The sequence below is a fragment of the Pantoea folii genome, assembly GCF_056678875.1.
Genome location: NZ_JBWXON010000016.1, coordinates 1 through 23,792, shown reverse-complemented (window position 1 = coordinate 23,792; position 23,792 = coordinate 1). Strand labels below are relative to the sequence as shown.

Here is a 23,792-nt window from a genome sequence, read left to right as displayed (position 1 = left end):
GAATGACGATGTGTAAGATGAGTAAACGGGACACATGGACACTCTGCAGCTTCCTCAAGCCACGTCGCCTTTGGCCACGTGGCTTCATTATCTTGAACACCTGCATTCTCAGGCCATCGAATTGGGTCTGGATCGTATTCAAGGCGTCGCCGCACGCCTTGATCTGCTAAAACCCGCTCCGTTTATCTTCACCGTTGCCGGTACCAATGGCAAAGGCACCACCTGCCGCACGCTGGAAACGCTGTTGATGGCCGCAGGCTATCGCGTGGGCGTGTATAGCTCGCCGCATCTGGTGCGCTACACCGAACGCGTGCGCGTGCAGGGCTCCGAGCTGGATGAAGCGCTGCACAGCGCCAGTTTCGCCAGTATTGAAGCTGGACGCGGTGACATTTCACTCACCTACTTTGAATTCGGCACCCTCTCTGCACTGAATCTGTTCCGTGAGGCCAATCTTGATGTGGTGATCCTCGAAGTGGGTCTTGGCGGACGTCTTGATGCCACCAACATCGTGGATGCGGATGTGGCGGTGATCACCAGCATCGCGCTCGATCACACCGATTGGCTGGGGCCGGATCGCGAAAGCATTGGTCGGGAAAAAGCCGGCGTGTTCCGTGGTGGCAAACCTGCAGTCGTCGGTGAAGCCGATATGCCGCACACCATCGCTGAGGTAGCGGCGGAGAAGGGCGCTCAGCTGCTGCAAATCAACCGTGACTGGCAGTGGCAGAAGCAGGAAAACAGCTGGACGTTGCAGGATGCACACGGTGAACTGTGCGACCTGCCGTTGCCGCAGGTGCCGTTGCCAAATGCGGCGACCGCCCTCACTGCGCTGCGCGCATCAGGACTCAACGTCAGCGAAGCGGTGATCCGCGAACACCTGCCTCTGGCGATTCTGCCCGGGCGCTTCCAGACGGTGAGTGAAAGCCCGCGCGTGATTCTCGATGTGGCACATAATCCGCATGCGGCGCATTATCTGTGCTCACGTCTGGTGGAGTTGCCGAAAAGCGGTAAAGTGCATGCAGTGGTCGGCATGTTGCATGACAAGGACATCGCGGGGACGCTGGCCGCGCTGGCACCGCAGGTGGATCGCTGGTTCTGTGCACCGCTTGACGGTCCGCGTGGCGCCACCGCCGATGAGCTGATCGCCCACCTTGAAGGTGGCAATGCGTATGATAACGTCGATGCAGCATGGCAGGCCGCGCGTCAGCAAGCTGCGCCTGAGGATGTGATTCTGGTGTGTGGTTCTTTCCACACCGTTGCACAGGTTATGGAATCGATGTCAGCGGAGAATGGCAGTGGCAAGTAAGTTTCAAAATCGCTTAGTCGGTACAGTCATTTTGGTGGCGATTGGCGTCATCGTGCTGCCGGGGCTGCTCGACGGCAAGAAAAAGCATTACAAAGAAGAGTTCGCGGCGATTCCGCTGGTGCCAAAGCCGGACGATCAGCAGGATAGCGAAATGGTGCCGCCGGTGACGCAACCGCTCCCGGCGCAGCCGCCGGAAGGGGCGAGCACGGCGCAAACCCCGGATAACGGTAAAGCCAGCAGCTCGGCCAGCAATGGCAATGCGCAACCGGTGCAGAACAGCGAGCCTACGCTGGTGACACCGCCGCCGGTGCATCAGCAGACGAAGCCGGTTGAGCAGCCGAAGCCAAAAGTGGTCGAGCAGCCCAAACCTAAGCCGGTTGAACAGCCGAAGCCAAAACCGGTCGAACAATCGAAGCCCAAAGTGGTAGAACAACCGAAACCGGTTGAGCAGCCAAAAGCGGTCGAAACACCGAAACAGAGTGAACCGGAAGCGGCTCCTGCGGGGCAGGCGTTTGTGGTTCAGCTGGGTGCGCTAAAGAACGCGGCCAAGGTCAGTGAGATTGTGGCGCAACTGCGTCTGTCAGGATATCGTGCCTTTACCGTGCCATCCACGCCGGTGCAGGGACAAATCACGCGCATTTATGTGGGGCCGGATGCCTCAAAAGCGAAGCTGCAGAGTTCGCTGAGTGAGTTACAAAGCATCTCCGGGCTCGGTGGCGTGGTGAAACCGTACGGCACGCGTTAATGCTGTGATAAGCCGCGCCGATAGCAGTAAAAGGCGCGGTATAGCACAAGCGGTTAAGCGAAAATGTTGTGGAAAAGTTGTTTTATATCAGTTAGTTAAATTGCTGATTTTACTCAGGGCGAGGAAAGTTTTTTTCATCGCCCTTTTTATGGATACAGAACCTGAAAACCCTACGCAAACGTTTTCTTTTTCTGTTAGAATGCGCCCCGAACTGGATGCAGGGGTGCATAAGCACTGGGTTGGAAGCGTTCATGATCTGGATTGATTACGTCATTATTGCGGTAGTTGGTTTTTCGGCTCTGGTCAGCCTGATTCGTGGGTTTGTCCGGGAAGCCTTATCTCTCGTTACCTGGGGATGCGCGTTTTTTGTCGCCAGTCATTACTACACCTACCTTGCAGTCTGGTTTACAGGTTTTGACGACGAACTGGTTCGCAACGGCATCGCGATAGCGGTGTTATTCGTTGCCACTCTGATTGTGGGTGCCATCGTGAACTATGTGATCGGCTCGCTGGTGGAAAAAACCGGCTTGTCGGGAACCGACAGGGTGTTGGGGGTCTGTTTCGGGGCGTTGCGTGGCGTGCTGATTGTTTCCGCTATGCTCTTCTTCCTCGATACATTCACCGGCTTTTCCAAAAGCCCGGACTGGCAACAGTCGCAACTCATTCCCCAGTTCAGTTACATCATCAGGTGGTTTTTCGATTACCTGAAAAGCACGTCCAGTTTTATACCCCGGTAACGCCACCGGGAGTGCGGCCAATGAGGAAATGACAACATGTGCGGTATTGTTGGTATCACCGGTTTTATGCCAGTAAACCAGTCGATCTATGACGCGTTAACGGTGCTACAGCACCGCGGGCAAGATGCCGCCGGCATTTGTACCATCGATGCGCTTAACTGCTTCCGTCTGCGTAAAGCGAATGGCCTGGTGAGCGATGTCTTCGAAGCACGCCACATGCAGCGTTTGCAGGGTAATATCGGGATTGGCCATGTTCGCTATCCAACCGCGGGCAGTTCCAGCGCTTCTGAAGCGCAGCCTTTCTACGTAAACTCCCCGTATGGCATCACGCTGGCGCACAACGGCAACCTGACCAACGCGCACGAACTGCGTAAGCATCTGTTCGAAGTGGGTCGCCGTCACGTTAACACCACCTCTGATTCTGAAATCCTGCTGAACATCTTTGCGCAGGAGCTCGACCGTTTCCAGCATGACCCGCTGGAAGCTGACAACATTTTTGCTGCGGTAGCGGCAGTGCACCAACAGGTGCGCGGCGCTTACGCAGTGGTTTCGATGATTATTGGCCATGGTTTAGTTGCGTTCCGCGATCCAAACGGGATTCGCCCATTAGTGCTGGGTAAACGCGTGATTGCTGATGGTCGCACCGAATATATGGTGGCGTCAGAAAGCGTGGCACTGGATACTTTAGGCTTCGAGTTCATCCGCGATGTGGCGCCTGGTGAAGCGGTGTACATCACCGAGCAGGGACAACTCTCCACGCGCCAGTGTGCTGAGAATCCCAAAACCAACCCTTGCCTGTTCGAATACGTCTACTTTGCGCGTCCAGACTCCTTCCTTGATAAGGTGTCGGTCTACAGCGCACGTGTGCGTATGGGCACCAAACTCGGTCAGAAAATTGCCCGCGAATGGGAAGACCTGGATATCGATGTGGTGATTCCTATCCCGGAAACCTCCACTGATGCCGCGCTGGAAATCGCCCGTATTCTCGACAAGCCATATCGTCAGGGCTTCGTGAAAAACCGCTATGTGGGCCGCACCTTTATCATGCCAGGCCAGCATATGCGTCGTAGCGCGATTCGCCGCAAACTGAACGCCAACCGTGCTGAGTTCCGCGGTAAGAACGTGCTGCTGGTTGACGACTCCATCGTGCGTGGCACCACGTCTGAGCAGATCATTGAAATGGCGCGCGAAGCCGGTGCAAAACGTGTTTACCTGGCGTCTGCCGCGCCGGAAATTCGTTTCCCGAACGTCTACGGTATCGATATGCCAAGCGCTACCGAACTGATCGCGCATGGTCGTGAAGTGGAAGAGATTCGTCAGCTGATCAAAGCCGACGCGCTGATCTTCCAGGACCTCGATGATCTGATCGAAGCAGTACGTGAAGAGAACCCGGATATCGCACAGTTTGAGTGCTCGGTATTCAACGGCGTTTACGTCACCAAAGATGTCGACCAGCAGTACCTCGAGTATTTGCAGTCACTGCGTAATGACGATGCGAAAGCGATTCAGCGTCAGAACGAAGTGGAAGGTCTGGAGCTGCATAACGAAGGCTAACCGCCTCGTGGTGCTCATCTTTAACAGGGCGGGGGAGACTCCGCCCTGTTTGTTTTTGTATTTTTGCTCAGTGAGCGGCTATCATTGCCGCAATCTGAACGGGCAGGGCTGAATAATGAAACGACTGATCATTGGTATTTCCGGCGCCAGTGGCGCGATATACGGCGTGCGATTGTTGCAAGTGCTGCAACCTTTGGCCGATGTGGAAACCCATTTGGTGATCAGTCCGGCTGCGCGTCAGACGTTATCGCTGGAAACGGATTACAGCCTGCGTGATGTGCAAGCACTGGCTGATGTGGTGCATGACGTACGTGATATCGCTGCCAGCATCTCATCAGGTTCCTTCAAGACACTTGGCATGGTGATTTTACCCTGTTCAATGAAAACCCTTTCCGGCATCGTGCACAGCTACAGTGATAGTTTGCTGACGCGCGCCGCCGATGTGGTGCTTAAGGAGCAGCGTAAACTGGTCCTGTGCGTGCGCGAAACGCCGCTGCATCTTGGGCATTTACGCATGATGACCACGGCCGCGGAATTGGGCGCACTGATCATGCCGCCGGTGCCCGCTTTTTATCACCGCCCACAAAAAATTGAAGATCTGGTCGATCAAACCGTTAATCGCGTCATTGATCAATTCGATATTGAGCTGCCGCAAGACCTGTTTACCCGTTGGCATGGCGCATAATGGTGCAATTTTGCACTAACTGTGTGCAATTTCGCGTGCCCGATCACTCTTCGTGCATCTTGTGCACCAAAAGTTAACAATGTCGCTTTTTCTTCCTCACGCCGCTGTTATATTTCCCTCACAAACTAAGTGCTTGCGCCCCTGAAGGGCGCGGTATTTAGTGCGCCTGAGCACGCTTTCGCCGTTTTGCATAACTGGCATGAAACCTGCAAATCATTCAGCGCAAACACATATCACGACCATATAACAATAAGCACTTCACTTGAGGGTTACCTATGAAAAAGCGAGTTCTGGCTCTTTCCCTGATGCTGGCCATGTCCAGCGCTGCGAGCGTGTTCGCTGCGGTACCAAAAACGCTGCGCATCGGGACAGACCCGACCTACCCGCCGTTTGAATCCAAGAATGCACAAGGCCAGTTAGTCGGCTTTGACATCGATCTGGCGAACGAAATCTGTAAGCGTATCGAGACCAAATGTACTTATGTGGAAAGTGATTTTGATGCACTGATCCCGTCGCTGAAAGCGAAGAAGATCGACGCTATCATCTCTTCTCTCTCCATCACCGAGAAACGTCAGGAAGAGATCGCCTTCTCTGAAAAACTTTACGCCGCCAATGCGCGTTTAGTGGCGAAGAAAGGTTCCAGCCTGCAACCGACCATCGAATCGCTGAAAGGTAAAAACATTGGTTTGCTGCAGGGTACCACTCAGGAAACCTACGCGAACGAAAACTGGCGTCCTAAGGGTGTCACTGTAACGCCATACGCCAACCAGGATCTGGTGTATCAGGATCTGGATGCGGGTCGTATCGATGCGGCTTTCCAGGATGAAGTGCAGGCGAGTGAAGGTTTCCTGAAACAGCCGGTTGGCAAAAACTATGCGTTTGCCGGTCCAGCGGTTAAAGATGACAAAATCTTTGGTGTCGGTACCGGTATGGGCTTACGCAAAGATGATGCCGACCTGAAAGCGGCCATCGATAAAGCGTTTGATGCCATGCGTAAAGATGGCACTTACGACAAGATTGCGAAGAAGTACTTTGATTTCAACGTATACGGCGATTAATTGTCCTGTTTTCTGACCTTGATGATTGATTTGCAGCAGGGTTGGTCATAACTATTCACTCCGGGCGCTTACTTATGTAAACTCCCGGGGTTCATACGCTTGCCGCCATCTACCCTGTGATTCAAATCCTGGTCAGGACTGTCCGTTAGTTGGGCAGCGTTTGTTATTTTCCCTCACGACAGGATCGAACCCATGCTGTATGGCTATTCTGAAGTAATCCTAAAAGGCACCCTGGTGACCCTTGAGCTGGCACTCAGCTCCGTGGTGCTTGCCTTAGTGCTTGGCTTAATGGGCGCTGGCGCCAAACTCTCTCGCAGTCGCCTGCTGGTGATGATTGCTGAAGGCTACACCACCTTAATCCGCGGTGTACCTGATCTGGTTTTGATGTTGCTGATCTTCTACGGTCTGCAAATCGCTCTCAATACGGTCACTGATGCGCTGGGCATGGCGCAGTTTGATATCGATCCGATGGTGGCCGGTATCATCACGCTTGGCTTCATCTATGGTGCCTATTTCACCGAAACCTTCCGGGGTGCTTTCCTCGCTGTGCCAAAAGGGCAGATTGAAGCGGCTACCGCTTTCGGTTTTACCGGTTCGCAAACTTTCCGTCGTATTTTGTTCCCGGCGATGATGCGTTTTGCGTTACCAGGTATTGGCAATAACTGGCAGGTGATCCTCAAAGCCACAGCGCTGGTGTCGCTGCTGGGGCTGGAAGACGTGGTGAAAGCCACGCAGCTGGCGGGTAAAAGTACCTGGCAGCCGTTCTACTTCGCGATCGTCGCGGGGGTGATTTATCTGGTGTTTACCACGCTGTCGAACGGCGTGCTGTGGTGGCTTGAACGCCGCTACACGGTGGGTGTGAAAAGGGCAGAGCTATGATCGATATTATTCAGGAGTATTGGAAACAGCTGCTCTGGACCGATGGTTACCGTTTTACCGGCGTCGCCATTACGTTGTGGTTGTTGATTCTTTCCGTGGTGATCGGTGGTTGTATGGCGGTGTTGCTGGCGATTGCGCGTGTATCGCCAAATCGTTATATCTCAACGCCCGTCTGGCTGTTCACCTATGTCTTCCGTGGTACGCCGCTGTATGTCCAGCTGCTGGTATTCTATTCCGGCATGTATACGCTGGAAGTGGTGAAAGGATCGGAGCTGCTGAATGCCTTCTTCCGTAGCGGCCTCAACTGTACGCTGCTGGCCTTTACGCTGAACACCTGCGCTTACACCACCGAAATTTTTGCCGGGGCCATTCGCGCGGTTCCCCATGGCGAAATTGAAGCGGCACGCGCTTACGGTTTCTCCCCGTTTAAAATGTATCGCTGCATCATACTACCGTCGGCGCTGCGTACCGCGCTGCCAGCCTACAGTAATGAAGTGATCCTAATGCTGCACTCCACCGCGCTGGCATTTACTGCCACGGTGCCAGATCTGTTGAAAATCGCGCGTGATATTAACTCGGCGACCTACCAGCCGTTTACCGCGTTTGGCATCGCTGCGGTGCTGTATCTGATTATCTCTTACGTGCTGATTAGCCTGTTCCGCAAGGCGGAACGCCGCTTCCTGGCGCACGTGAAACCTTCTTCATCGCATTGAGTATCACTATGGCTGACAACAAATTAAGCGTTACCGAACTGCACAAGCGTTACGGTGAACATGAAGTTTTGAAAGGCGTATCACTGCAGGCGAACGCCGGCGATGTGATCAGCATTATTGGCTCGTCCGGTTCCGGGAAAAGTACCTTCTTACGCTGCATTAACTTCCTCGAAAAGCCGAGCGAAGGCACCATTTCGGTCAACAACGAGCAAATCAATCTGGTGCGTGATACCGATGGGCAGCTGAAAGTGTCCAACAAAGAGCAGCTGCGTTCACTGCGCACCCGTCTGACCATGGTGTTCCAGCACTTTAACTTGTGGAGCCATATGACGGTGCTGGATAACGTCACCGAAGCGCCAATCCAGGTGCTGGGGCTGAGCAAAGCCGAAGCGCGTGAGCGTGCGATTAAATATCTGGATAAAGTCGGCATTGATGAGCGTGCGCGTGCTAAATATCCGGTGCATCTTTCGGGCGGTCAGCAGCAGCGTGTGTCCATTGCCCGCGCCCTGGCGATGGAGCCGGAAGTGCTGTTATTTGATGAACCGACTTCTGCACTCGATCCCGAGTTAGTCGGCGAAGTGCTACGCATCATGCAGAAACTGGCTGAAGAGGGTAAAACCATGGTGGTGGTGACGCATGAGATGGAGTTTGCTCGTCATGTTTCCAATCACGTGATTTTCCTGCATCAGGGCAAGATTGAAGAGCAGGGCTCGCCAGATGAGCTTTTCGGCAACCCGAAAAGCCCACGTTTGCAGCAGTTCCTGTCGGGATCGCTGAAGTAAATTTTGCACGATGGTTGAGGCGATGGAAGCGGGGGCAGAGGAGTAACGCATCCCGCGCCAGGGATGGCGCGGGCTGAGGCCCAGGGATGGTTTATGCCGTCTTTACGATCTGCCCCCGCTTCCTGAGCAGGCGCTGAAAACTCACTCTCGCAGTAACCTCAGCGCCGTATCTTCATCGGTTACCAGTCCCGACACCCAGCCGCCCTGCAAGGCAGCCCGAATCGCCGGATACTTCCGCTCGCTGCCTGAAAAACCAATAATCTTGCGCTGTGTCTGGCTCTCCAGCAATACGCTGGTCAGTAGCTCATCGGTTTCGCCCCACACGCGCTCACCTTGCTGATTGAAAAAGTGACCGAGCATTTCGCCTACCACGCCGCGTGCATTCAGTGCCTCAACCTGTGCATCGGTGATAAATCCTTCGGCATTTAACGGACAACCCGGCATCACTTCCCCAATACCAACAAAGGCCACGTCCGCCTGCAATGCGCGATCGGTGACGCGCTGATAAACCTGATGCTGCACCCACATCGCTTTATCCTGTGGTGTGTCGGCATACAGCGGCGCAGGAATGAAGAAATACTTGCCCTGCATCTTCTCCGCCATCTTCAACGGCACGTCATAGCGTGTGCCCGAATCATCTCGCGCGATGGCGCCAATCATCGAAACGCACTGATGCTGCGGGCGATCCACCCATGGCAATGCATCGATCATTGAGCGGAGAGTCTTGCCCGAACCAATGCCAAACACCTGCGGGGCTTCCTCATTGATGAACTGTGACATCACCGCCGCGCCTTCCACCGCCAGCATCTGTTGAATGGCGTCATCATTCAGATTGGCCGACGGCACCACGCGGCACAGATCCAAAGCAAACTTCTCCTGCACCTCACGTGCCAGTTGCAGACAGCGCGTCACAGGATGATCAATCTTCACGCTCACCATGCCCATTTCACGTGCGCTGGAGACCAGGCGCTGCGCTACCTGACGTGATAATCCCAATGCCTGCGCAATCTCCTGCTGCGTTACGCCTGCGACGTAATACATCCACGCGGCACGCGCGGCCAGCTCCTGTTTTTTCTCTTCTCTGCTCATCACGCTGTTCCGTCTAAATCGATGCGTCATCTTATCGCGTGTTTTACGAAAAGCACTAACTGAGCAAAAGCCCTAAAAAAGAGCAAAAGTATTATTTGTGATAAAGCTCGCAGAATAATCCTCGCCTCGAGCACTATGCTAAACGTCATCGGGCAAATGCCCTGTAATGTGGCAAATGTTTAATTGAGGCGATTATGACCAATCAATCAGTGTGGATGCACATCGGCGCGGGATCATTTCATCGGGCACATCAGGCGTGGTATCTGCATAAACTGCGCGAGCAGGGAGACGAAAACTGGGGCATCGCACTCGGCAATATTCGCAATGACGCGGTGCCGCTGCTCAATCAGTTAGCGGCACAGAACGGCGAATATGTGCTGGAAACCGTGACGCCTGAAGGTGAGCGCGACTATGAAACTATCACCTCAGTGCGCAAAATTTTGCCTTGGGATAGCGAAATCAGCGCGCTAGTCGAGCAGGGAGCCAATGCCGACACTCGCGTGATTGGCTTTACCGTAACCGAGGCGGGTTACTACTTAACGCCGGAATTCACCCTGGATCTTAACCAGGCAGACGTGAAGGCCGACCTGAGCGGCGATATCCGCACTATCTATGGCGCACTCAGCCGTATCCTGACGAAGCGTGTTGTGCAGGGCGGCGCGCCAGTCACACTGCTGAACTGTGACAACCTGCGCCACAACGGCGAGCGTTTCCGTGAGGGTTTCCTCGCCTTCCTTGCGGCCAAAGGCGATACCGCGCTGGCAGATTGGGTGCGCACGCAGACCACTTCACCGAATACCATGGTGGATCGCATCACGCCACGTCCTACACCAGATGTGGCGGAGCGCGTGCAAGCCGCAACCGGCAAACAGGATAGCGCAGCGGTGATGGCGGAATCCTTTATTCAGTGGGTGATTGAGGATGACTTTATTGCCGGACGCCCGGCGCTGGAAAAGGTCGGTGTTGAGCTGGTGGAATCGGTGCTGCCGTGGGAAGAGGCGAAAATCCGCATCCTCAACGCGACGCATGCTGCGATTGCCTGGGCGGGCACGCTGATTGGCTTGAACTATATCGATGACAGCACCCGTCATCCGGCGATTTATCAACTGGCGCACGACTACGTCACTCAGGATGTTATTCCCTCCCTGTCGCCCAGCCCGCTTGATTTAGCCGAATACCGCGACGTAGTGCTGGCCCGCTTCAGCAACCCTTACATCAAAGACACCAATCAGCGCGTAGGCGCTGACGGCTTGTCTAAAATTCCCGGCATGGTGACGCCAACCCTGCAACAGTGCTACCAGCGCGGTGCGCAGCCCAGTGCAACGGCGGTGATTCCGGCGCTGTTCTTCCTGTTTATGCAGCGCTGGGCCAATGACGATCTGCCGTATTCCTATCAGGATGGTGCGCTACAGGCCGATGCGCTGCGTAACCAGTTCGCCAGTGCCGATCCGCTGAAGGCCTTCCTGAGTGATAACGCGCTGTTTGCGGAACTGGCCAACGATAAGGCGTTTCATGCCCTGGTGACGCGTCGTGTTGAGAGTTTGCAGCAGTGGCTGAAACAGCCAGAACTGGCGGCGGTGTAATCATGTATCTCGGCATCGATATTGGCACCTCAGAACTTAAAGCGCTGATCGTTAATACAGACGGCGAGATTGTGGCGTCGCAGCACGCCACGCTGGCTGTGCAGCGTCCGCATCCCCATTGGGCAGAACAGGATCCCGAACGCTGGTGGCAAGCCTGCGCCGAGGTGCTGGCGGCATTGCGTCATCAATCTCCTGATGCGTGGGCCGAGATTCGCGCCATCGGCTTGTCCGGTCAGATGCACGGTGCTGTGCTGCTGGATGCGGATGGCAAGGTACTGCGTCCGTGCATCTTGTGGAACGACACACGCAGTGCGCCGCAGTGTGAGGTGCTAAGGAAGTGCTATCCGCAGATGATGGCGATCAGCGGCAACATGATCATGCCTGGCTTCACCGCGCCGAAGCTGCGCTGGGTGGCAGAGCATGAGCCGGAGATCTTCAGCCGCATCGATAAGGTTTTGCTGCCCAAAGATTACCTGCGCTGGCGTCTTACCGGGCGCTTTGTCAGTGAACCTTCCGATGCTGCCGGCACGTTGTGGCTGGATGTGGCGCAGCGTGATTGGTCCGATGAACTGCTGGGCATCACCGGGCTGACGCGCGCCCAGATGCCCGAACTGGTGGAAGGCAGTGCAGTGAGTGGCCGTTTGCAGCCAGCACTGGCGAGCGAGTGGGGCTTATCCACTTCGGTGACGGTGGCGGGTGGTGGCGGTGACAATGCCGCTTCAGCGGTTGGCGTGGGTGCAGTGAATCCGGGCGATGCCTTTATTTCACTGGGCACGTCCGGCGTGATCTTCGTGGTGAACGATCGCTTACAGGCCGATCCGCAATCTGGGGTGCATGCCTTCTGCCATGCGCTACCGGGCCGCTGGCATCAGATGAGTGTGATGCTCAGCGCCGCCAGTTGTCTGCGCTGGCTGTGCAATCTGCTGTCGGTGAGCGAAAGCCAACTGATGGAGGAGATGGCACAACTCAGCGATGAACAACTGCGCCGCGCACCGGTTTTCCTGCCTTATCTGTCAGGTGAGCGCACACCGCATAACGATCCTGACGCCTCAGGTTCTTTCTTCAATCTACGCCACGAAACGCCGCGTGCCTTGCTGGGCTATGCGGTGATTGAAGGTGTGGCATTTGGGCTGGCGGATGGGTTAGCCGTGCTCGGTGACGCTCAGCATCACATTCAACAATGCAGCCTGACCGGCGGCGGTGCGCGTAGCACGCTGTGGGCACAGCTGATTGCCGATGTGCTGCAACTGCCCATCGTCACCCATCCGGCCAGCGCATCGGGGGCACTGGGCGCCGCGCGTTTAGCCTGGCTGGCCGATGGTGGCAATGAGCATGAGGTTTGCCTGAAACCTGCGGTACAGGCGCGCTATCAACCGGACGTGACGCGAGGTGCCGTGCTGCAACAGCGGCTGCGTCTGTTCCGCGAACTCTACATCCAACAACAACAGGTGCGCAGCTTGCTGCCTGCATAACGGCTTACCGAACAGAAGGTGATTGTGATGCAATCGAACGAATACTGGTTTGGCTTACCGAAAAAGATGTTCTGGGGCTTCCTCGCTATCGCGATTTTTATGGCGGGTGATGGCTTTGAAATGGCGTTTCTGTCACGCCATATCACGGATATGGGCTTTACGCCTGCGCAATCTGCGGTGGTGTTTACTTTCTATGGTTTAGCGGCGGCGCTGGCGGCTTGGGCGTCTGGCGTGGTGGCAGAGCTGATCACCCCGCAGCGCGCGATGATGATTGGCTTTGTGCTGTGGATCGTGATGCATGCGCTGTTTATGTCGCTGGGACTTGGCCTGCGCAACTACCCGCTGATGGTGCTGTTCTACGGCATCCGTGGATTGGCTTATCCGCTGTTTATCTACTCGTTCATGATGATGCTGGTGCAGGTCTTGCCACGTGAGAAACTGGCAGCAGCAACCGGCTGGTTCTGGGCAATGTATTCCGTCGGCATCGGCGTGGTCGGCAGCTACCTGCCAAGTCTGACCATCCCGATGTTGGGGGAAACCGGGACGCTGTGGCTGGCAATCATCTGGGTGGCCTGTGGTGGGATTCTGGCGTACTTTAGCCTGCGCAACGTGCCGGTGGACCGCTCACGTGTGAATTTGCCGATGCGTGACAAAATGACCGAGATGTCGCGGGCCGTGACCATCCTGTTCACCAATCAGCACGTGTTTTATGCCTGCCTGATTCGCATCATCAACACGCTGTCGCTGTTTGGTTTTGCCATCATCATGCCACTGCTGTTTGTCGATCGTCTCGGCTTCACTATCTCTGAATGGCTGCAGATCTGGGCGGTGTTCTTCTTTGTCACCATTTTCACCAACATCTTCTGGGGCATCACCGGTGAGAAGCTAGGCTGGATCCGTCAGGTGCGCTGGTTCGGTTGCCTCGGAATGGCGATTTCCAGCCTGATGTTTTATTACCTGCCACTGTATGCCGGTCATAACTTCTGGGTGGCACTGATTCCGGCGGTAATGCTGGGGATCTTTGTGGCGGCATTTGTACCGATGACGGCGGTATTTCCAACGCTGGAACCGCATCATAAAGGTGCCGCCGTCTCGATCTACAACCTGTCGGCGGGCCTGAGCAATTTCGTGGCTCCGGCTATCGCCTCAGTGATGCTGCCGTTCTTTGATATTGTCGGGGTGGTATGGGCTTATACCGCGTTGTATGTGTTTGCGGGGGTGCTGACCTTTATCATTCGCGTGCCGCAGCCGGGACACACGCGTGAAGCGAGGGCGGTGAAATCGCGAGTAGCGGAACAACGCAGCTAAGTGAAAAACGGCGGCTCAGGGCCGCCGTCTGTTTATCAGACCACATCCTGCAGCGCTTCCTGCAAATCATACCAGCGGAAGCCAAAACCCGACTCCTCCAGCCGTTTCGGCAAAACATGCTGCCCACCCAGCACCAGCACGGCAGATTCTCCCATCATCAACTTAATCGCGCTGGCTGGGGTGCGCATAAACGCCGGTCGATGCATTACGTGGCCGAGTGTGGCGGCGAACTGCTCATTGCGCACCGCATAAGGCGCAACCATATTGAACGGTCCGCTCAGGTCGTTATTGTCGATCAGCCAGATGATCGCGTTAACCAGATCGTCAATGTGAATCCACGGCAGATACTGCTTCCCACTGCCAATCGGACCGCCGACGCCAAGTTTGAACGGCAGCTTCATTTTTGCCAGCGCGCCGCCTTCCTCTGCCAGCACTACGCCAGTGCGTAATAAACAAACCCGGGTGCGATCGCTCTGTGCATTAAGTGCCAGCTGTTCCCAACGTGCACACAGGGCATGAGTGAACTCATCGTGACCGGGATCGTCTTCCGTTAATACCAGATCGCCGGTATCGCCATAAAAACCGGTCGCGGATCCGGAAATTAAAAAATGCGGTGGGTTGCTGCTGGCGTGTATCAGCGAAACGATTTGCTCGGTGATCTGCCAGCGACTTTCACACAGCCGCTGTTTCTGTTGTTCGGTCCAGCGTTTATCGGCGATCGGCTCGCCCGCCAGATTAATCACGCCATCAATACCGTCGAGATCGTTTTGCTGATTGATACCGGACCATAGCGAAACGCGAGGATCCAGTTTGTCCCGTGCCGCCGCGACATCTCGGGTGACGACGTTCACCTGATGTCCGAGCAACAGCAGACGCGGTATCAAATGGCGGCCTATCAAACCTGTGCCACCGGTAATAAGCAGGTGCATGCTGAGCCTCCTTGTAATTTATTTTCTGCTCAGACTGATCATAGAAGAGAAGCGCACGGATAGCGTGACAGCGCTTACGCTAATGAAGAAAAAGGGAAAGTTTGTGTTGGTCTTAAGGTCAAAGATCCGACCAGCACACCATTGCCTAAACAAATAAAAATCGGTAAATAGAAAGCACACCTGATGCTTATTGAGGCAGCCGATGAACTATCCATCCATCACCTTGTGGTCCGATGCATCCTTTTTCAGCCCTTACGCTATGTCTGTCTACGTTGCACTCACCGAGAAAGGCATTCCTTTCACCCTAAAGCGCGTGGACCTGGCGCAAAACGCCCAGCTTGATGATGACTACCGCGCGCTGTCGCTGACCTGTCGCGTACCTACGCTGCAGATTGATGATCTGGTGCTCAATGAATCTTCAGCGATTGCTGAGTACCTTGAAGAGCGTTTCCCGGCCCCTGAATTCGAGCGTCTCTATCCACGCGATCGTGAAAAGCGTGCGCACGCGCGTGAAGTGCAGGCGTGGTTGCGCAGTGATTTAATGGCGCTGCGTGCTGAGCGTCCGACGGAAGTGCTGTTTGCCGGCGAGCGCTTTGCGCCATTAACTCCGGCTGGTGAGCAGGCGGCAAGCAAGTTGATTGCGGCGGTTCAGCGCCTGCTACCGGATGGACAACAAAACCTGTTTGGTGAATGGTCGATTGCCGACACCGATTTGGCGGTGATGATTAACCGGCTGGCACTGCATGGCGACACGTTACCGGTGAAATTGCAGCATTACGCCGAGTTTCAGTGGCAACGCGCGTCAGTGCAATTGTGGCTGGCCGAATCGGGCAAATCGCGCTAAGCACGAAGAGCCTTGCGGAGGCGAAAAGAACGCTTTACCTTACCGCTCATTCTAATAAGGCATCGCAAACAGGCGCGTGCTGGGCACGCCGAAAACAGAAAAGGGTTACGGATGGTGGATCAAACGGCAGATAGCGGTATCGAGTGGGTTGATATCGTTAGTGAAGAGAACGAAGTCATTGCGCAGGCCAGCCGTGCGCAGATGCGTGCGCAGAATTTGCGTCATCGTGCGACCTACATCGTGGTGCATGATGGTATGGGCAAAATTCTGGTGCAGCGTCGTACTGAAATCAAAGACTTCATGCCGGGTATGCTCGATGCGACCGCCGGTGGCGTGGTGCAGAGTGGTGAAGACATGCTGGAATCTGCACGCCGTGAAGCGGAAGAAGAGTTGGGGATCGCCGCAGTGCCGTTTGCCGAGCATGGTAAATTCTACTTCGAAGATGAGCACTGCCGCGTCTGGGGCGGATTGTTCAGCTGCGTTTCTCATGGTCCGTTTGCCATGCAGGAAGAAGAAGTCGACGAAGTGTTCTGGATGACACCAGAAGAGATCACCGCGCGCTGCGATGAATTCACCGACGACTCGCTCAAAGCCGTATCACTGTGGCTGAGCCGCAACAGCGATGCCGCGCGTCGCAAGCAGAGCAGCGAATCCTGATTTCCGCTACGTTCGAACAAGGCGCCAAACGGCGCCTTTGTTATTTCTAGTGCTCACGTAAAATGTCTTTGAGCAGTTGCAGGGCCTTATCAAACTGCGGCTGTGGAATCGTCAGCGGGTAAAGGAATCGGATCACATTACTGTGTACGCCACAGGTCAGTAAAATCAGCCCTTGCGCCAGCGCCTGTAACTGAATCGCTTTGGTGATTTCTGCTGATGGTCGGCCTGCGTCATCCTGAAACTCTGCCGCAACCATTGAGCCGTACCCACGCACCTCAGCAAGGGATGCGCATCCAGCACTCCGCAAAGTGGCACTGAGCTGTTCGCCCAATTGATTAGCGCGTGCGCACAGCTGTTCTTCATCAATAATATCCAGCACGGCATGCGCGGCGGCTATCGCGGGCGGGCTGCCCGCATAAGTGCCACCTAAACCACCCGGTTCAGGGGCATCCATCACTTCGGCACGCCCGGATACGGCCGATAACGGAAACCCGCCCGCCAGACTTTTTGCCATGGTGATCAAATCTGGCTGCACATCGTAATACTCAGTGGCGAACAGCTTGCCGGTGCGTGCAAAACCGCTCTGAATCTCATCGGCGATTAACAAGATGCCGTGACGATCGCATAAGGCACGTAACGCAGAGACAAACTCCGGCGGCGCAATATAAAAACCGCCTTCGCCCTGCACCGGTTCAAAGATGATCGCCGCCACCTGCTGTGGACTAATATCGCTGCGGAAAATCGCTTCCAGACTCTCCAATGCCTGATGCACGCTCACATTGTGCAGCGCATTAGGGTAGTGAGCATGAAACACCGAGCCGGCAAACGGACCAAAGCCGGTTTTGTAAGGCACGACTTTGCCCGTCAACGACATGGTCATATTGGTGCGCCCGTGGAATGCGCCAGTGAACGCAATAACGCCGGGACGGCCCGTCGCCGCGCGGGCAATCTTCACCGCGTTCTCCACTGCTTCTGCACCGCTGGAAAAGAAGGTGGTTTTCACCTCGCCGCTCATTGGCACGCGCTGGTTAAGCCGCTCAGCGAGATGAATATAATTCTCGTAAGGGATGACCTGAAACGCGGTATGGGTAAAGCAATCCAGCTGCTGCTGCACGGCTGCCATCACTTTAGGATGACGATGTCCGGTATTCAGCACCGCAATGCCTGCCGCGAAGTCAGTGTATTCACGCCCATTCTGATCCCAAACCGTGGTGTTTTCCGCCTTCACCGCATAGAAATCACACATCACACCCACACCGCGCGGCGTGGCCTTCAATCGACGACGGTGCACATCACTGTTGCTCATCATTCACCTCGCAAGTCACGGGAGCCTGTCATCAGTGTGAGCGGCAGGATGTTTTTTCGCCAGTGAACCACTGCGTGAAAGTCGCCACGTTACATTCCCTCTGAATACGAAGGTGTGCGCCACAAAAGCGATGATGAAGTTTGAAGGGCAGGGAAGAAGAGTATTAACAGAAACGTACGACATAGCCTTTCATGACAAACAGTCAGAATGCTGAGGTGTTTACCACAAAAGCGATGATCAAGTTTGAAAGGCAGGGAAGGCCAGTGCGAAGAGCGAAGCGTCCGCGCCATGGACGGCGCGGCCGATCTGCAGGGATGCGTTAATCCTTCGCGATCGGACTGGCCTTCCCTGTCGTTTACACCGGGCATTCAGCAACAACTGCACCCAGCCCACAGCGACAATCGCACCCAGCCCACAGCAACAACAGCACCCAACCTTCACCACCCACCAATCTTAAAGCAAAAAAAAGAGCACAAGGTCTAACCCTCATGCTCTCCACATTCAGCGGCAAGAAAAAGAAATTAGCCTTCCGCCTGCTGTGACTGAATCGCGGTCAGTGCGATGGTATAAACAATGTCATCCACCAACGCGCCACGTGAAAGATCGTTCACTGGCTTACGCATACCTTGCAACATCGGCCCGATGGAAATCAGATCTGCCGAACGCTGTACCGCTTTATAAGTGGTATTACCGGTGTTCAGATCCGGGAAGATAAACACGGTAGCGCGACCTGCAACCGCTGAGTTTGGCGCTTTTGATTTCGCGACATCTTCCATAATCGCGGCGTCATACTGCAATGGACCATCGATCACCAGGTCAGGACGTTTCTCCTGCGCGATACGCGTCGCCTCGCGTACCTTTTCAACATCGCTACCCGCACCAGAGTTACCGGTTGAGTAAGAAATCATCGCCACGCGTGGATCAATACCAAAGGCCTTAGCAGAGTCCGCAGATTGAATAGCGATCTCTGCCAGCTGTTCTGGATTCGGATCCGGGTTAATCGCGCAGTCACCGTACACCAGCACCTGCTCAGGCAGCAGCATAAAGAACACGGAAGACACCAGTGAACTGTTTGGCGCGGTCTTGATCAACTGCAACGGCGGACGAATGGTATTGGCGGTGGTATGAACAGCACCTGACACCAAACCGTCCACTTCACCGCGCTCCAGCATCATGGTGCCGAGCATCACGTTATCTTCCAGCTGCTCCTGCGCGACCACTTCGGTCATGCCTTTGCTCTTACGCAACTCAACCAAACGCGGCACATAATTCTCGCGCACCACTTCTGGATCGACAATCTCAATGCCCTGGCCCAGCACCACACCCTGAGCGGCAGCCACACGCTGGATCTCGTCAGGGTTACCCAACAGTACACAAGATGCAATGCCACGCTCGGCACAAATCGCCGCCGCTTTCACCGTACGCGGCTCGTCGCCTTCTGGCAGCACAATGCGTTTGCCTGCTTTACGTGCCAGCTCGGTCAGTTGATAACGGAAGGCTGGTGGAGACAGACGACGGCTACGTTCGGAAGTTGCAGTGAGTGACTCCACCCAATCGGCATCGATAAAGCTGGCCACATACTCCTGCACCTTCTCAATGCGCTGGGTATCATCTGCAGGCACTTCCAGATTAAAGCTCTGCAGGCTCAGCGAAGTCTGCCAGGTATTGGTTTTCACCATAAACACCGGCAGGCCCGTCTGGAAGGCGCGTTCACACAGACGCGCAATCGGTGCTTCAATCTGATAACCACCGGTCAGCAACACGGCACCGATCTCAATACCGTTCATGGCGGCGAGACAAGCTGCAACCAGCACGTCTGGACGATCGGCCGATGTCACCAGCAGTGAACCCGGACGGAAGTGCTCCAGCATATGCGGAATGCTACGTGCGCAGAACGTCACCGATTTCACGCGGCGGGTCTGGATCTCACCTTCGTTAATAATCTCTGCATTCAGATGGCGGCACATATCGATGGCACGCGTCGCGATCAGATCGAAACTCCAGGGTACACAGCCCAGAATCGGCAATGGGCTGTTAGCAAACAGCTGCTTAGGATCGATATTGGCAATATTTGCTTTCGTCGAATCATCGAAAATTTCAGACAGGTCAGGGCGCGTACGACCCTGCTCATCCACTGGCGCGTTCAGTTTATTAATGATCACGCCGGTGATGTTTTTGTTCTTACTGCCGCCAAAGCTGCTTTGCGTTAATTCAATGCGCTCTTTCAACTGCGCAGGCGAATCATTGCCCAGCGCCGTCACGAACACGATTTCCGCATTCAGGGTTTTTGCGATTTCATAGTTCAGTGAAGAGGCAAACTGATGCTTGCGGGTTGGCACCAGTCCTTCAACCAACACCACTTCCGCGTCTTGCGCATTAGCGTGGTAGTTAGCAATGATCTCTTCCATCAACACGTCTTGCTGGTTCGAACCCAGCAGTGACTCAACGCGTGACATCTGCAGCGGTTCAGCGGCAGGGATCGCGGAGTTCTTACGAATGATGGTGGTGGTCTGATCGGGCGCATCGCCGCCCGCACGTGGCTGGGCAATCGGCTTGAACACGCTCAGGCGAACGCCTTTGCGCTCCATGGCACGAATCACGCCGAGGCTGACGCTGGTCAGGCCGACGCTGGTGCCGGTAGGGATGAGCATGATTGTACGTGACACTATAAAAACCTCTCAGGTGTTGCAGACTAGCCAAAACAACTCCGTCAGCCTGAGCTGACGGAGAGAAGTGTATTTAGGCGGTCAGACGCGCGGCGTCCTGGGCGATAACCAACTCTTCGTTGGTTGGGATCACCACGGCCGGGCGGGTGCCCTCTTTGTTGATAAAGCCAGACTTACCGAAGCGGGCCGCGAGGTTACGCTCGTGATCCACTTCAAAGCCCAGCAGACCCAGTTTCGCCAGCGCCAGCTCACGCACCATCGCCGCGTTCTCACCGATACCACCGGTGAATACCACGGCATCCAGACGACCTTCCATCAGCGCGGTGTAGCTGCCGATGTATTTCGCCAGACGATGGCAGAACACGTCCATCGCACGCTTGGCATCTTCTTTGGTCGCGTAGTTGTCTTCAACATAGCGGCAGTCACTGGTGACTTCGGTCAGACCCAGCAGACCAGACTCTTTGGTCAGCAGTTTATTGATCGCATCCACACTCATACCGAGGGTGTCATGCAGGAAGAACACGATAGCCGGGTCGATATCACCACTGCGGGTGCCCATCACCAGACCTTCCAGCGGCGTCAAACCCATAGAAGTATCGACGCACTGGCCGTTACGGATTGCAGAGACTGAACCGCCGTTGCCGAGGTGGCAAGTAATGATATTCAGTTCATTAACTGGCTTGTTCAGCATTTTGGCGGCTTCCTGAGTCACATAGTAGTGGCTGGTGCCGTGTGCGCCGTAGCGACGAACGCCGTGCTCTTTGTACAGTTTGTACGGCAGGGCATAAAGATATGACTCTTCCGGCATAGTCTGATGGAATGCCGTATCAAAAACCGCCACATTCTTATCTGACAGATGAGGGAAGTTCTTCAGTGCTTCGTCGATACCGATCAGATGCGCCGGGTTGTGCAGCGGAGCAAAAGAGGAAGCATCTTTAATGCCCTGAATCACCGATTCATCGATGATGACTGATTTTGTCAGCTGCTCGCCACCGTGGACGATACGATGGCCGATTGCAGCGATTTGTGCCGAAAGCTCTGGTTTTTGTGCCAGAATAGTTTTAACAATGAAGTTCAGCGCTTCACTGTGCGCTGCACCTGCACCCAGAGGTGCTTCTTGTTTGCTGCCTTCCAGTTTCCATTTGATACGCGCTTCTGGTAAATGGAAACACTCCGCCAGACCTGACAGATATTCGTCACCGGTGGCTGGATTGAGGATGGCAAACTTAAGGGAGGAGCTGCCGCAGTTCAGAACCAGTACTAACTTCGTTGACATGGAAGTACCTATTGATTAAAGAGTGGCTAAAAATAACGCAATCAGACTAACAGCGTAGCCCATGAATGCTGGTAGATTAATGATTAACATCATGCGGTAGTCAAAAAGAGACCGACATGCAAAAAAAATTTCGGTAATTTTACGCAGATTTTTGAAATCTGCTTAGCGAAACATGGCTCTAAACCGCTCTTTTATTGAGCTGAAGCTTCCGGTAATGTTGCTAAAACGGCGTCAGAATACCCACTGTCACCCGCAAAGACAAAATCTTTTGAAGGAAGTCACGTAAAGTTGTTTAGTTATCATTTTATTTTAATCGTTGCAGAATTAGTTGAGGTCTATCATGGCGAATGACACAAGCAATCCCGGCTGGTTTGGTTTATTCCAGAACGGTCAGCGTTACATGAAGACCTGGCCAGCCGATAAGCGACTGGCACCCATGTTCCCGGAAAACCGCGTGGTGACGGCAACGCGTTTTGCCATCCGCTTTATGCCCCCGCTGGCGATATTCACCCTGACGTGGCAAATCGCCATGGGCGGACAGTTGGGACCGGCGATTGCCACTGCACTGTTTGCCTGCAGTCTGCCGATGCAGGGATTGTGGTGGCTGGGTAAGCGCTCCATCACGCCATTGCCGCCGACGTTGCTGCACTGGTTCCACGAAGTGCGCGCAAAACTGGAAGAAGCGGGACAAGCGATTGCCCCTGTTGATGGTAAACCGACTTATCAGGCGCTGGCCGATGTGCTGAAGCGCGCCTTCAAACAACTCGACCGTACCTTCCTCGACGATCTTTGATCGATCATCCCCTTTTACTGCCAGAGAATGTGTGCAGTAACCGGGTTTAAATCAAAGAAAAGTGATGCGGGCAAACACGCATCGCTTTCCTTGTGTAATCATTTATCCATTGTTTAAATCTTAAGCGGCCGTGATGGCCCGGGAGCGAACCGTGGAAATGACCCATGCACAACGACTGATCCTCTCCAATCAATACAAAATGATGGCGATGCTTGAGCCGGAAAATGCGGAGCGCTATCGCCGCTACCAGACCATCATCGAACGGGGCTACGGCCTGCAACTGCGCGAACTCGACAAAGAGTTTGGCGAGCTAACGGAAGCCACCTGCCGCCAACTCATCGATATTATGGAAATGCACCATGCGCTGCATGTCTCCTGGTCGAACCTGAAAGAAGCCAATAGTATCGAAGAGCGCCGTCTGGCGTTTCTCGGCTTTGATGCTGCCACCGAGGCGCGCTATCTCGGCTATGTGCGCTTTATGGTGAACGTCGAAGGACGCTACACCCATTTTGATTCTGGAACTCACGGCTTCAATGCTCAGACGCCGATGTGGGAAAAATACCAACGTATGCTGGCGGTGTGGCACACTTGTCCGCGTCAGTATCATCTTAGCGCGAACGAAATCGCGCAGATTCTCAATGCCTGAATAAGGAGCAACGCGTGGAGTACAGGGGTTTTCTGTTTGATTTGGACGGTACGTTGGTGGATTCGTTGCCTGCGGTGATCCGCGCATGGTCATTGTGGGGCGAGCGCCAGGGTCTTGCGGCGGAAGAAGTCCTGAACTTCATACACGGTAAGCCAGCGATCAATTCACTGCGCCATTTTATGGCAGGCCAGTCTGAAGAGGCGATTCAGGCGGAGTTTATGTGGCTTGAGCGTTTAGAAGCAGAAGACACGCAGGGCGTGCAAGCGATTCCGGGGGCAAAGGCATTGCTCGCCACACTCAACGAACTGCAGATTCCCTGGGCGATAGTGACTTCAGGATCTATCCCGGTGGCTCACGCGCGTTACAAAGCGGCGGGTTTACCGATGCCGGAGGTGTTCATTACCGCAGAAAACATCAAATTGGGTAAACCGAACCCGGAGCCGTATCTGCTGGGTGCTGAACGCCTGGGACTGCCTGCAGCGGAATGCGTTGTGGTTGAAGATGCGCCCGCCGGCATTATTGCCGGGCTGGAGGCGCGCAGTGCAGTGGTTGCTGTTAATGCCCCCACGGATGCCCCGCGCCTGAATGAAGTGACCTGGCAGGTGAAAACACTGGAACCGCTGGTGGTTTCACCTACAGAAAACGGCATGTTTACGCTTTCTGCCAACGTCTGACAGAACGGGCCATAGCGGCCTAATGCCAGTCAGTTAAGCCTGACTGGCATTTTTTCTTCTGGCTGTCGGATATTTATAGGGTCTCTCTTTCAC

At 54.7% G+C, this 23,792-nt stretch carries 22 protein-coding genes; 17 read left to right on the top strand and 5 right to left on the bottom strand.

Annotated features, from left to right (window positions below):
- Positions 1-34: 34 nt before the first annotated feature.
- From folC to hisP, 9 genes are all read left to right on the top strand, one after another.
- Positions 35-1,303, top strand: a complete 1,269-nt coding sequence (folC, locus tag AC1MDE_RS17890; protein ID WP_058962340.1) for a bifunctional tetrahydrofolate synthase/dihydrofolate synthase — start codon at positions 35-37, stop codon at positions 1,301-1,303.
- Positions 1,293-2,048 (top strand): cell division protein DedD, encoded by a 756-nt coding sequence (gene dedD, locus AC1MDE_RS17885; RefSeq protein WP_058962351.1) that lies wholly within the window; start codon positions 1,293-1,295, stop codon positions 2,046-2,048. The genes folC and dedD overlap by 11 nt, the downstream gene beginning before the upstream one ends.
- Before the next feature lie 251 nt (positions 2,049-2,299).
- The gene (gene cvpA / locus AC1MDE_RS17880) at positions 2,300-2,785 is read left to right on the top strand and encodes a colicin V production protein (protein ID WP_034825265.1); all 486 of its coding nucleotides are present in this window, start codon (positions 2,300-2,302) and stop codon (positions 2,783-2,785) included.
- 36 nt (positions 2,786-2,821) lie between these two features.
- Positions 2,822-4,339, top strand: coding sequence for an amidophosphoribosyltransferase (purF, locus tag AC1MDE_RS17875; RefSeq protein ID WP_058962339.1), 1,518 nt, complete (start codon positions 2,822-2,824; stop codon positions 4,337-4,339).
- 115 nt (positions 4,340-4,454) lie between these two features.
- Entirely contained in the window at positions 4,455-5,024 is a 570-nt protein-coding gene (locus AC1MDE_RS17870) for a UbiX family flavin prenyltransferase (RefSeq protein WP_038645698.1), read from the top strand.
- Between the two features lie 275 nt (positions 5,025-5,299).
- Positions 5,300-6,082, top strand: a complete 783-nt coding sequence (argT, locus tag AC1MDE_RS17865) for a lysine/arginine/ornithine ABC transporter substrate-binding protein ArgT (RefSeq protein WP_034825110.1) — start codon at positions 5,300-5,302, stop codon at positions 6,080-6,082.
- A 192-nt stretch (positions 6,083-6,274) separates the two neighbouring features.
- Positions 6,275-6,961: a histidine ABC transporter permease HisQ gene (locus tag AC1MDE_RS17860; RefSeq protein WP_038645701.1), complete on the top strand. Its 687-nt coding sequence runs from the start codon at positions 6,275-6,277 to the stop codon at positions 6,959-6,961.
- Positions 6,958-7,674, top strand: a complete 717-nt coding sequence (locus AC1MDE_RS17855) for an ABC transporter permease (protein WP_034825106.1) — start codon at positions 6,958-6,960, stop codon at positions 7,672-7,674. Before AC1MDE_RS17860 ends, AC1MDE_RS17855 begins: the two co-directional genes overlap by 4 nt.
- Positions 7,675-7,682: 8 nt before the next feature.
- The gene (gene hisP, locus AC1MDE_RS17850; RefSeq protein ID WP_038645703.1) at positions 7,683-8,456 is read left to right on the top strand and encodes a histidine ABC transporter ATP-binding protein HisP; all 774 of its coding nucleotides are present in this window, start codon (positions 7,683-7,685) and stop codon (positions 8,454-8,456) included.
- Positions 8,457-8,597: 141 nt separating this feature from the next.
- On the opposite strand, the gene AC1MDE_RS17845 is transcribed toward hisP, so the two are convergent.
- Positions 8,598-9,545, bottom strand: coding sequence for a sugar-binding transcriptional regulator (locus AC1MDE_RS17845; RefSeq protein ID WP_058961288.1), 948 nt, complete (start codon positions 9,543-9,545; stop codon positions 8,598-8,600).
- Between the two features lie 194 nt (positions 9,546-9,739).
- On the opposite strand from AC1MDE_RS17845, the gene dalD reads away from it, so the two are divergent.
- Genes dalD through AC1MDE_RS17830 form a run of 3 tightly spaced genes read left to right on the top strand, consistent with a single transcriptional unit; the run spans position 9,740 to position 13,908 of the window.
- A complete protein-coding gene (dalD, locus tag AC1MDE_RS17840; protein ID WP_058961289.1) occupies positions 9,740-11,128 on the top strand; it encodes a D-arabinitol 4-dehydrogenase in 1,389 nt (462 codons plus the stop codon).
- 2 nt (positions 11,129-11,130) lie between these two features.
- On the top strand, positions 11,131-12,600 hold the full coding sequence (xylB, locus tag AC1MDE_RS17835) for a xylulokinase (protein WP_058961290.1): 1,470 nt from the start codon (positions 11,131-11,133) through the stop codon (positions 12,598-12,600).
- A gap of 27 nt (positions 12,601-12,627) precedes the next feature.
- Complete coding sequence (locus tag AC1MDE_RS17830) at positions 12,628-13,908, top strand: MFS transporter (protein WP_058961291.1); 1,281 nt, start codon at positions 12,628-12,630, stop codon at positions 13,906-13,908.
- Between the two features lie 35 nt (positions 13,909-13,943).
- On the opposite strand, the gene AC1MDE_RS17825 is transcribed toward AC1MDE_RS17830, so the two are convergent.
- Positions 13,944-14,837 (bottom strand): TIGR01777 family oxidoreductase, encoded by an 894-nt coding sequence (locus tag AC1MDE_RS17825; RefSeq protein ID WP_058961292.1) that lies wholly within the window; start codon positions 14,835-14,837, stop codon positions 13,944-13,946.
- A 202-nt stretch (positions 14,838-15,039) separates the two neighbouring features.
- Here AC1MDE_RS17825 and yfcF point away from each other — a divergent pair, with 202 nt between their 5' ends.
- Together yfcF and yfcD are read left to right on the top strand one after the other, a co-directional pair.
- Positions 15,040-15,681 carry a glutathione transferase gene (yfcF, locus tag AC1MDE_RS17820; protein ID WP_038645717.1) on the top strand — a complete coding sequence of 214 codons (642 nt, stop codon included), beginning with the start codon at positions 15,040-15,042 and terminating at the stop codon, positions 15,679-15,681.
- A 111-nt stretch (positions 15,682-15,792) separates the two neighbouring features.
- The gene (gene yfcD, locus AC1MDE_RS17815; protein ID WP_034825091.1) at positions 15,793-16,338 is read left to right on the top strand and encodes an NUDIX hydrolase YfcD; all 546 of its coding nucleotides are present in this window, start codon (positions 15,793-15,795) and stop codon (positions 16,336-16,338) included.
- Positions 16,339-16,384: 46 nt separating this feature from the next.
- Here yfcD and AC1MDE_RS17810 read toward each other — a convergent pair whose 3' ends face one another.
- From AC1MDE_RS17810 to ackA, 3 genes are all read right to left on the bottom strand, one after another.
- Positions 16,385-17,644: a 4-aminobutyrate--2-oxoglutarate transaminase gene (locus AC1MDE_RS17810; RefSeq protein WP_480344967.1), complete on the bottom strand. Its 1,260-nt coding sequence runs from the start codon at positions 17,642-17,644 to the stop codon at positions 16,385-16,387.
- 521 nt (positions 17,645-18,165) lie between these two features.
- Positions 18,166-20,310: a phosphate acetyltransferase gene (gene pta / locus AC1MDE_RS17805; protein ID WP_182058733.1), complete on the bottom strand. Its 2,145-nt coding sequence runs from the start codon at positions 20,308-20,310 to the stop codon at positions 18,166-18,168.
- A 73-nt stretch (positions 20,311-20,383) separates the two neighbouring features.
- Positions 20,384-21,586 (bottom strand): acetate kinase, encoded by a 1,203-nt coding sequence (gene ackA / locus AC1MDE_RS17800; RefSeq protein WP_034825086.1) that lies wholly within the window; start codon positions 21,584-21,586, stop codon positions 20,384-20,386.
- A gap of 340 nt (positions 21,587-21,926) precedes the next feature.
- Here ackA and yfbV point away from each other — a divergent pair, with 340 nt between their 5' ends.
- The 3 genes from yfbV to AC1MDE_RS17785 all read left to right on the top strand — a co-directional run bounded on the left by yfbV (position 21,927) and on the right by AC1MDE_RS17785 (position 23,699).
- Positions 21,927-22,379 carry a terminus macrodomain insulation protein YfbV gene (yfbV, locus tag AC1MDE_RS17795; RefSeq protein ID WP_034825085.1) on the top strand — a complete coding sequence of 151 codons (453 nt, stop codon included), beginning with the start codon at positions 21,927-21,929 and terminating at the stop codon, positions 22,377-22,379.
- A 151-nt stretch (positions 22,380-22,530) separates the two neighbouring features.
- Positions 22,531-23,025 (top strand): YfbU family protein, encoded by a 495-nt coding sequence (locus tag AC1MDE_RS17790; protein ID WP_058961294.1) that lies wholly within the window; start codon positions 22,531-22,533, stop codon positions 23,023-23,025.
- A gap of 14 nt (positions 23,026-23,039) precedes the next feature.
- Positions 23,040-23,699: a sugar phosphatase gene (locus tag AC1MDE_RS17785; protein WP_480344915.1), complete on the top strand. Its 660-nt coding sequence runs from the start codon at positions 23,040-23,042 to the stop codon at positions 23,697-23,699.
- Positions 23,700-23,792: the final 93 nt, after the last annotated feature.

Coding starts and splice junctions, on each gene's coding strand:
- folC (WP_058962340.1), top strand. CDS start 35: ATGGACACTCTGCAGCTTCCTCAAGCCACGTCGCCTTTGGCCACGTGG.
- cvpA (WP_034825265.1), top strand. CDS start 2,300: ATGATCTGGATTGATTACGTCATTATTGCGGTAGTTGGTTTTTCGGCT.
- purF (WP_058962339.1), top strand. CDS start 2,822: ATGTGCGGTATTGTTGGTATCACCGGTTTTATGCCAGTAAACCAGTCG.
- AC1MDE_RS17870 (WP_038645698.1), top strand. CDS start 4,455: ATGAAACGACTGATCATTGGTATTTCCGGCGCCAGTGGCGCGATATAC.
- argT (WP_034825110.1), top strand. CDS start 5,300: ATGAAAAAGCGAGTTCTGGCTCTTTCCCTGATGCTGGCCATGTCCAGC.
- AC1MDE_RS17860 (WP_038645701.1), top strand. CDS start 6,275: ATGCTGTATGGCTATTCTGAAGTAATCCTAAAAGGCACCCTGGTGACC.
- AC1MDE_RS17855 (WP_034825106.1), top strand. CDS start 6,958: ATGATCGATATTATTCAGGAGTATTGGAAACAGCTGCTCTGGACCGAT.
- hisP (WP_038645703.1), top strand. CDS start 7,683: ATGGCTGACAACAAATTAAGCGTTACCGAACTGCACAAGCGTTACGGT.
- AC1MDE_RS17845 (WP_058961288.1), bottom strand. CDS start 9,545: ATGAGCAGAGAAGAGAAAAAACAGGAGCTGGCCGCGCGTGCCGCGTGG.
- dalD (WP_058961289.1), top strand. CDS start 9,740: ATGACCAATCAATCAGTGTGGATGCACATCGGCGCGGGATCATTTCAT.
- xylB (WP_058961290.1), top strand. CDS start 11,131: ATGTATCTCGGCATCGATATTGGCACCTCAGAACTTAAAGCGCTGATC.
- AC1MDE_RS17830 (WP_058961291.1), top strand. CDS start 12,628: ATGCAATCGAACGAATACTGGTTTGGCTTACCGAAAAAGATGTTCTGG.
- AC1MDE_RS17825 (WP_058961292.1), bottom strand. CDS start 14,837: ATGCACCTGCTTATTACCGGTGGCACAGGTTTGATAGGCCGCCATTTG.
- yfcF (WP_038645717.1), top strand. CDS start 15,040: ATGAACTATCCATCCATCACCTTGTGGTCCGATGCATCCTTTTTCAGC.
- yfcD (WP_034825091.1), top strand. CDS start 15,793: ATGGTGGATCAAACGGCAGATAGCGGTATCGAGTGGGTTGATATCGTT.
- AC1MDE_RS17810 (WP_480344967.1), bottom strand. CDS start 17,644: ATGAGCAACAGTGATGTGCACCGTCGTCGATTGAAGGCCACGCCGCGC.
- ackA (WP_034825086.1), bottom strand. CDS start 21,586: ATGTCAACGAAGTTAGTACTGGTTCTGAACTGCGGCAGCTCCTCCCTT.
- yfbV (WP_034825085.1), top strand. CDS start 21,927: ATGGCGAATGACACAAGCAATCCCGGCTGGTTTGGTTTATTCCAGAAC.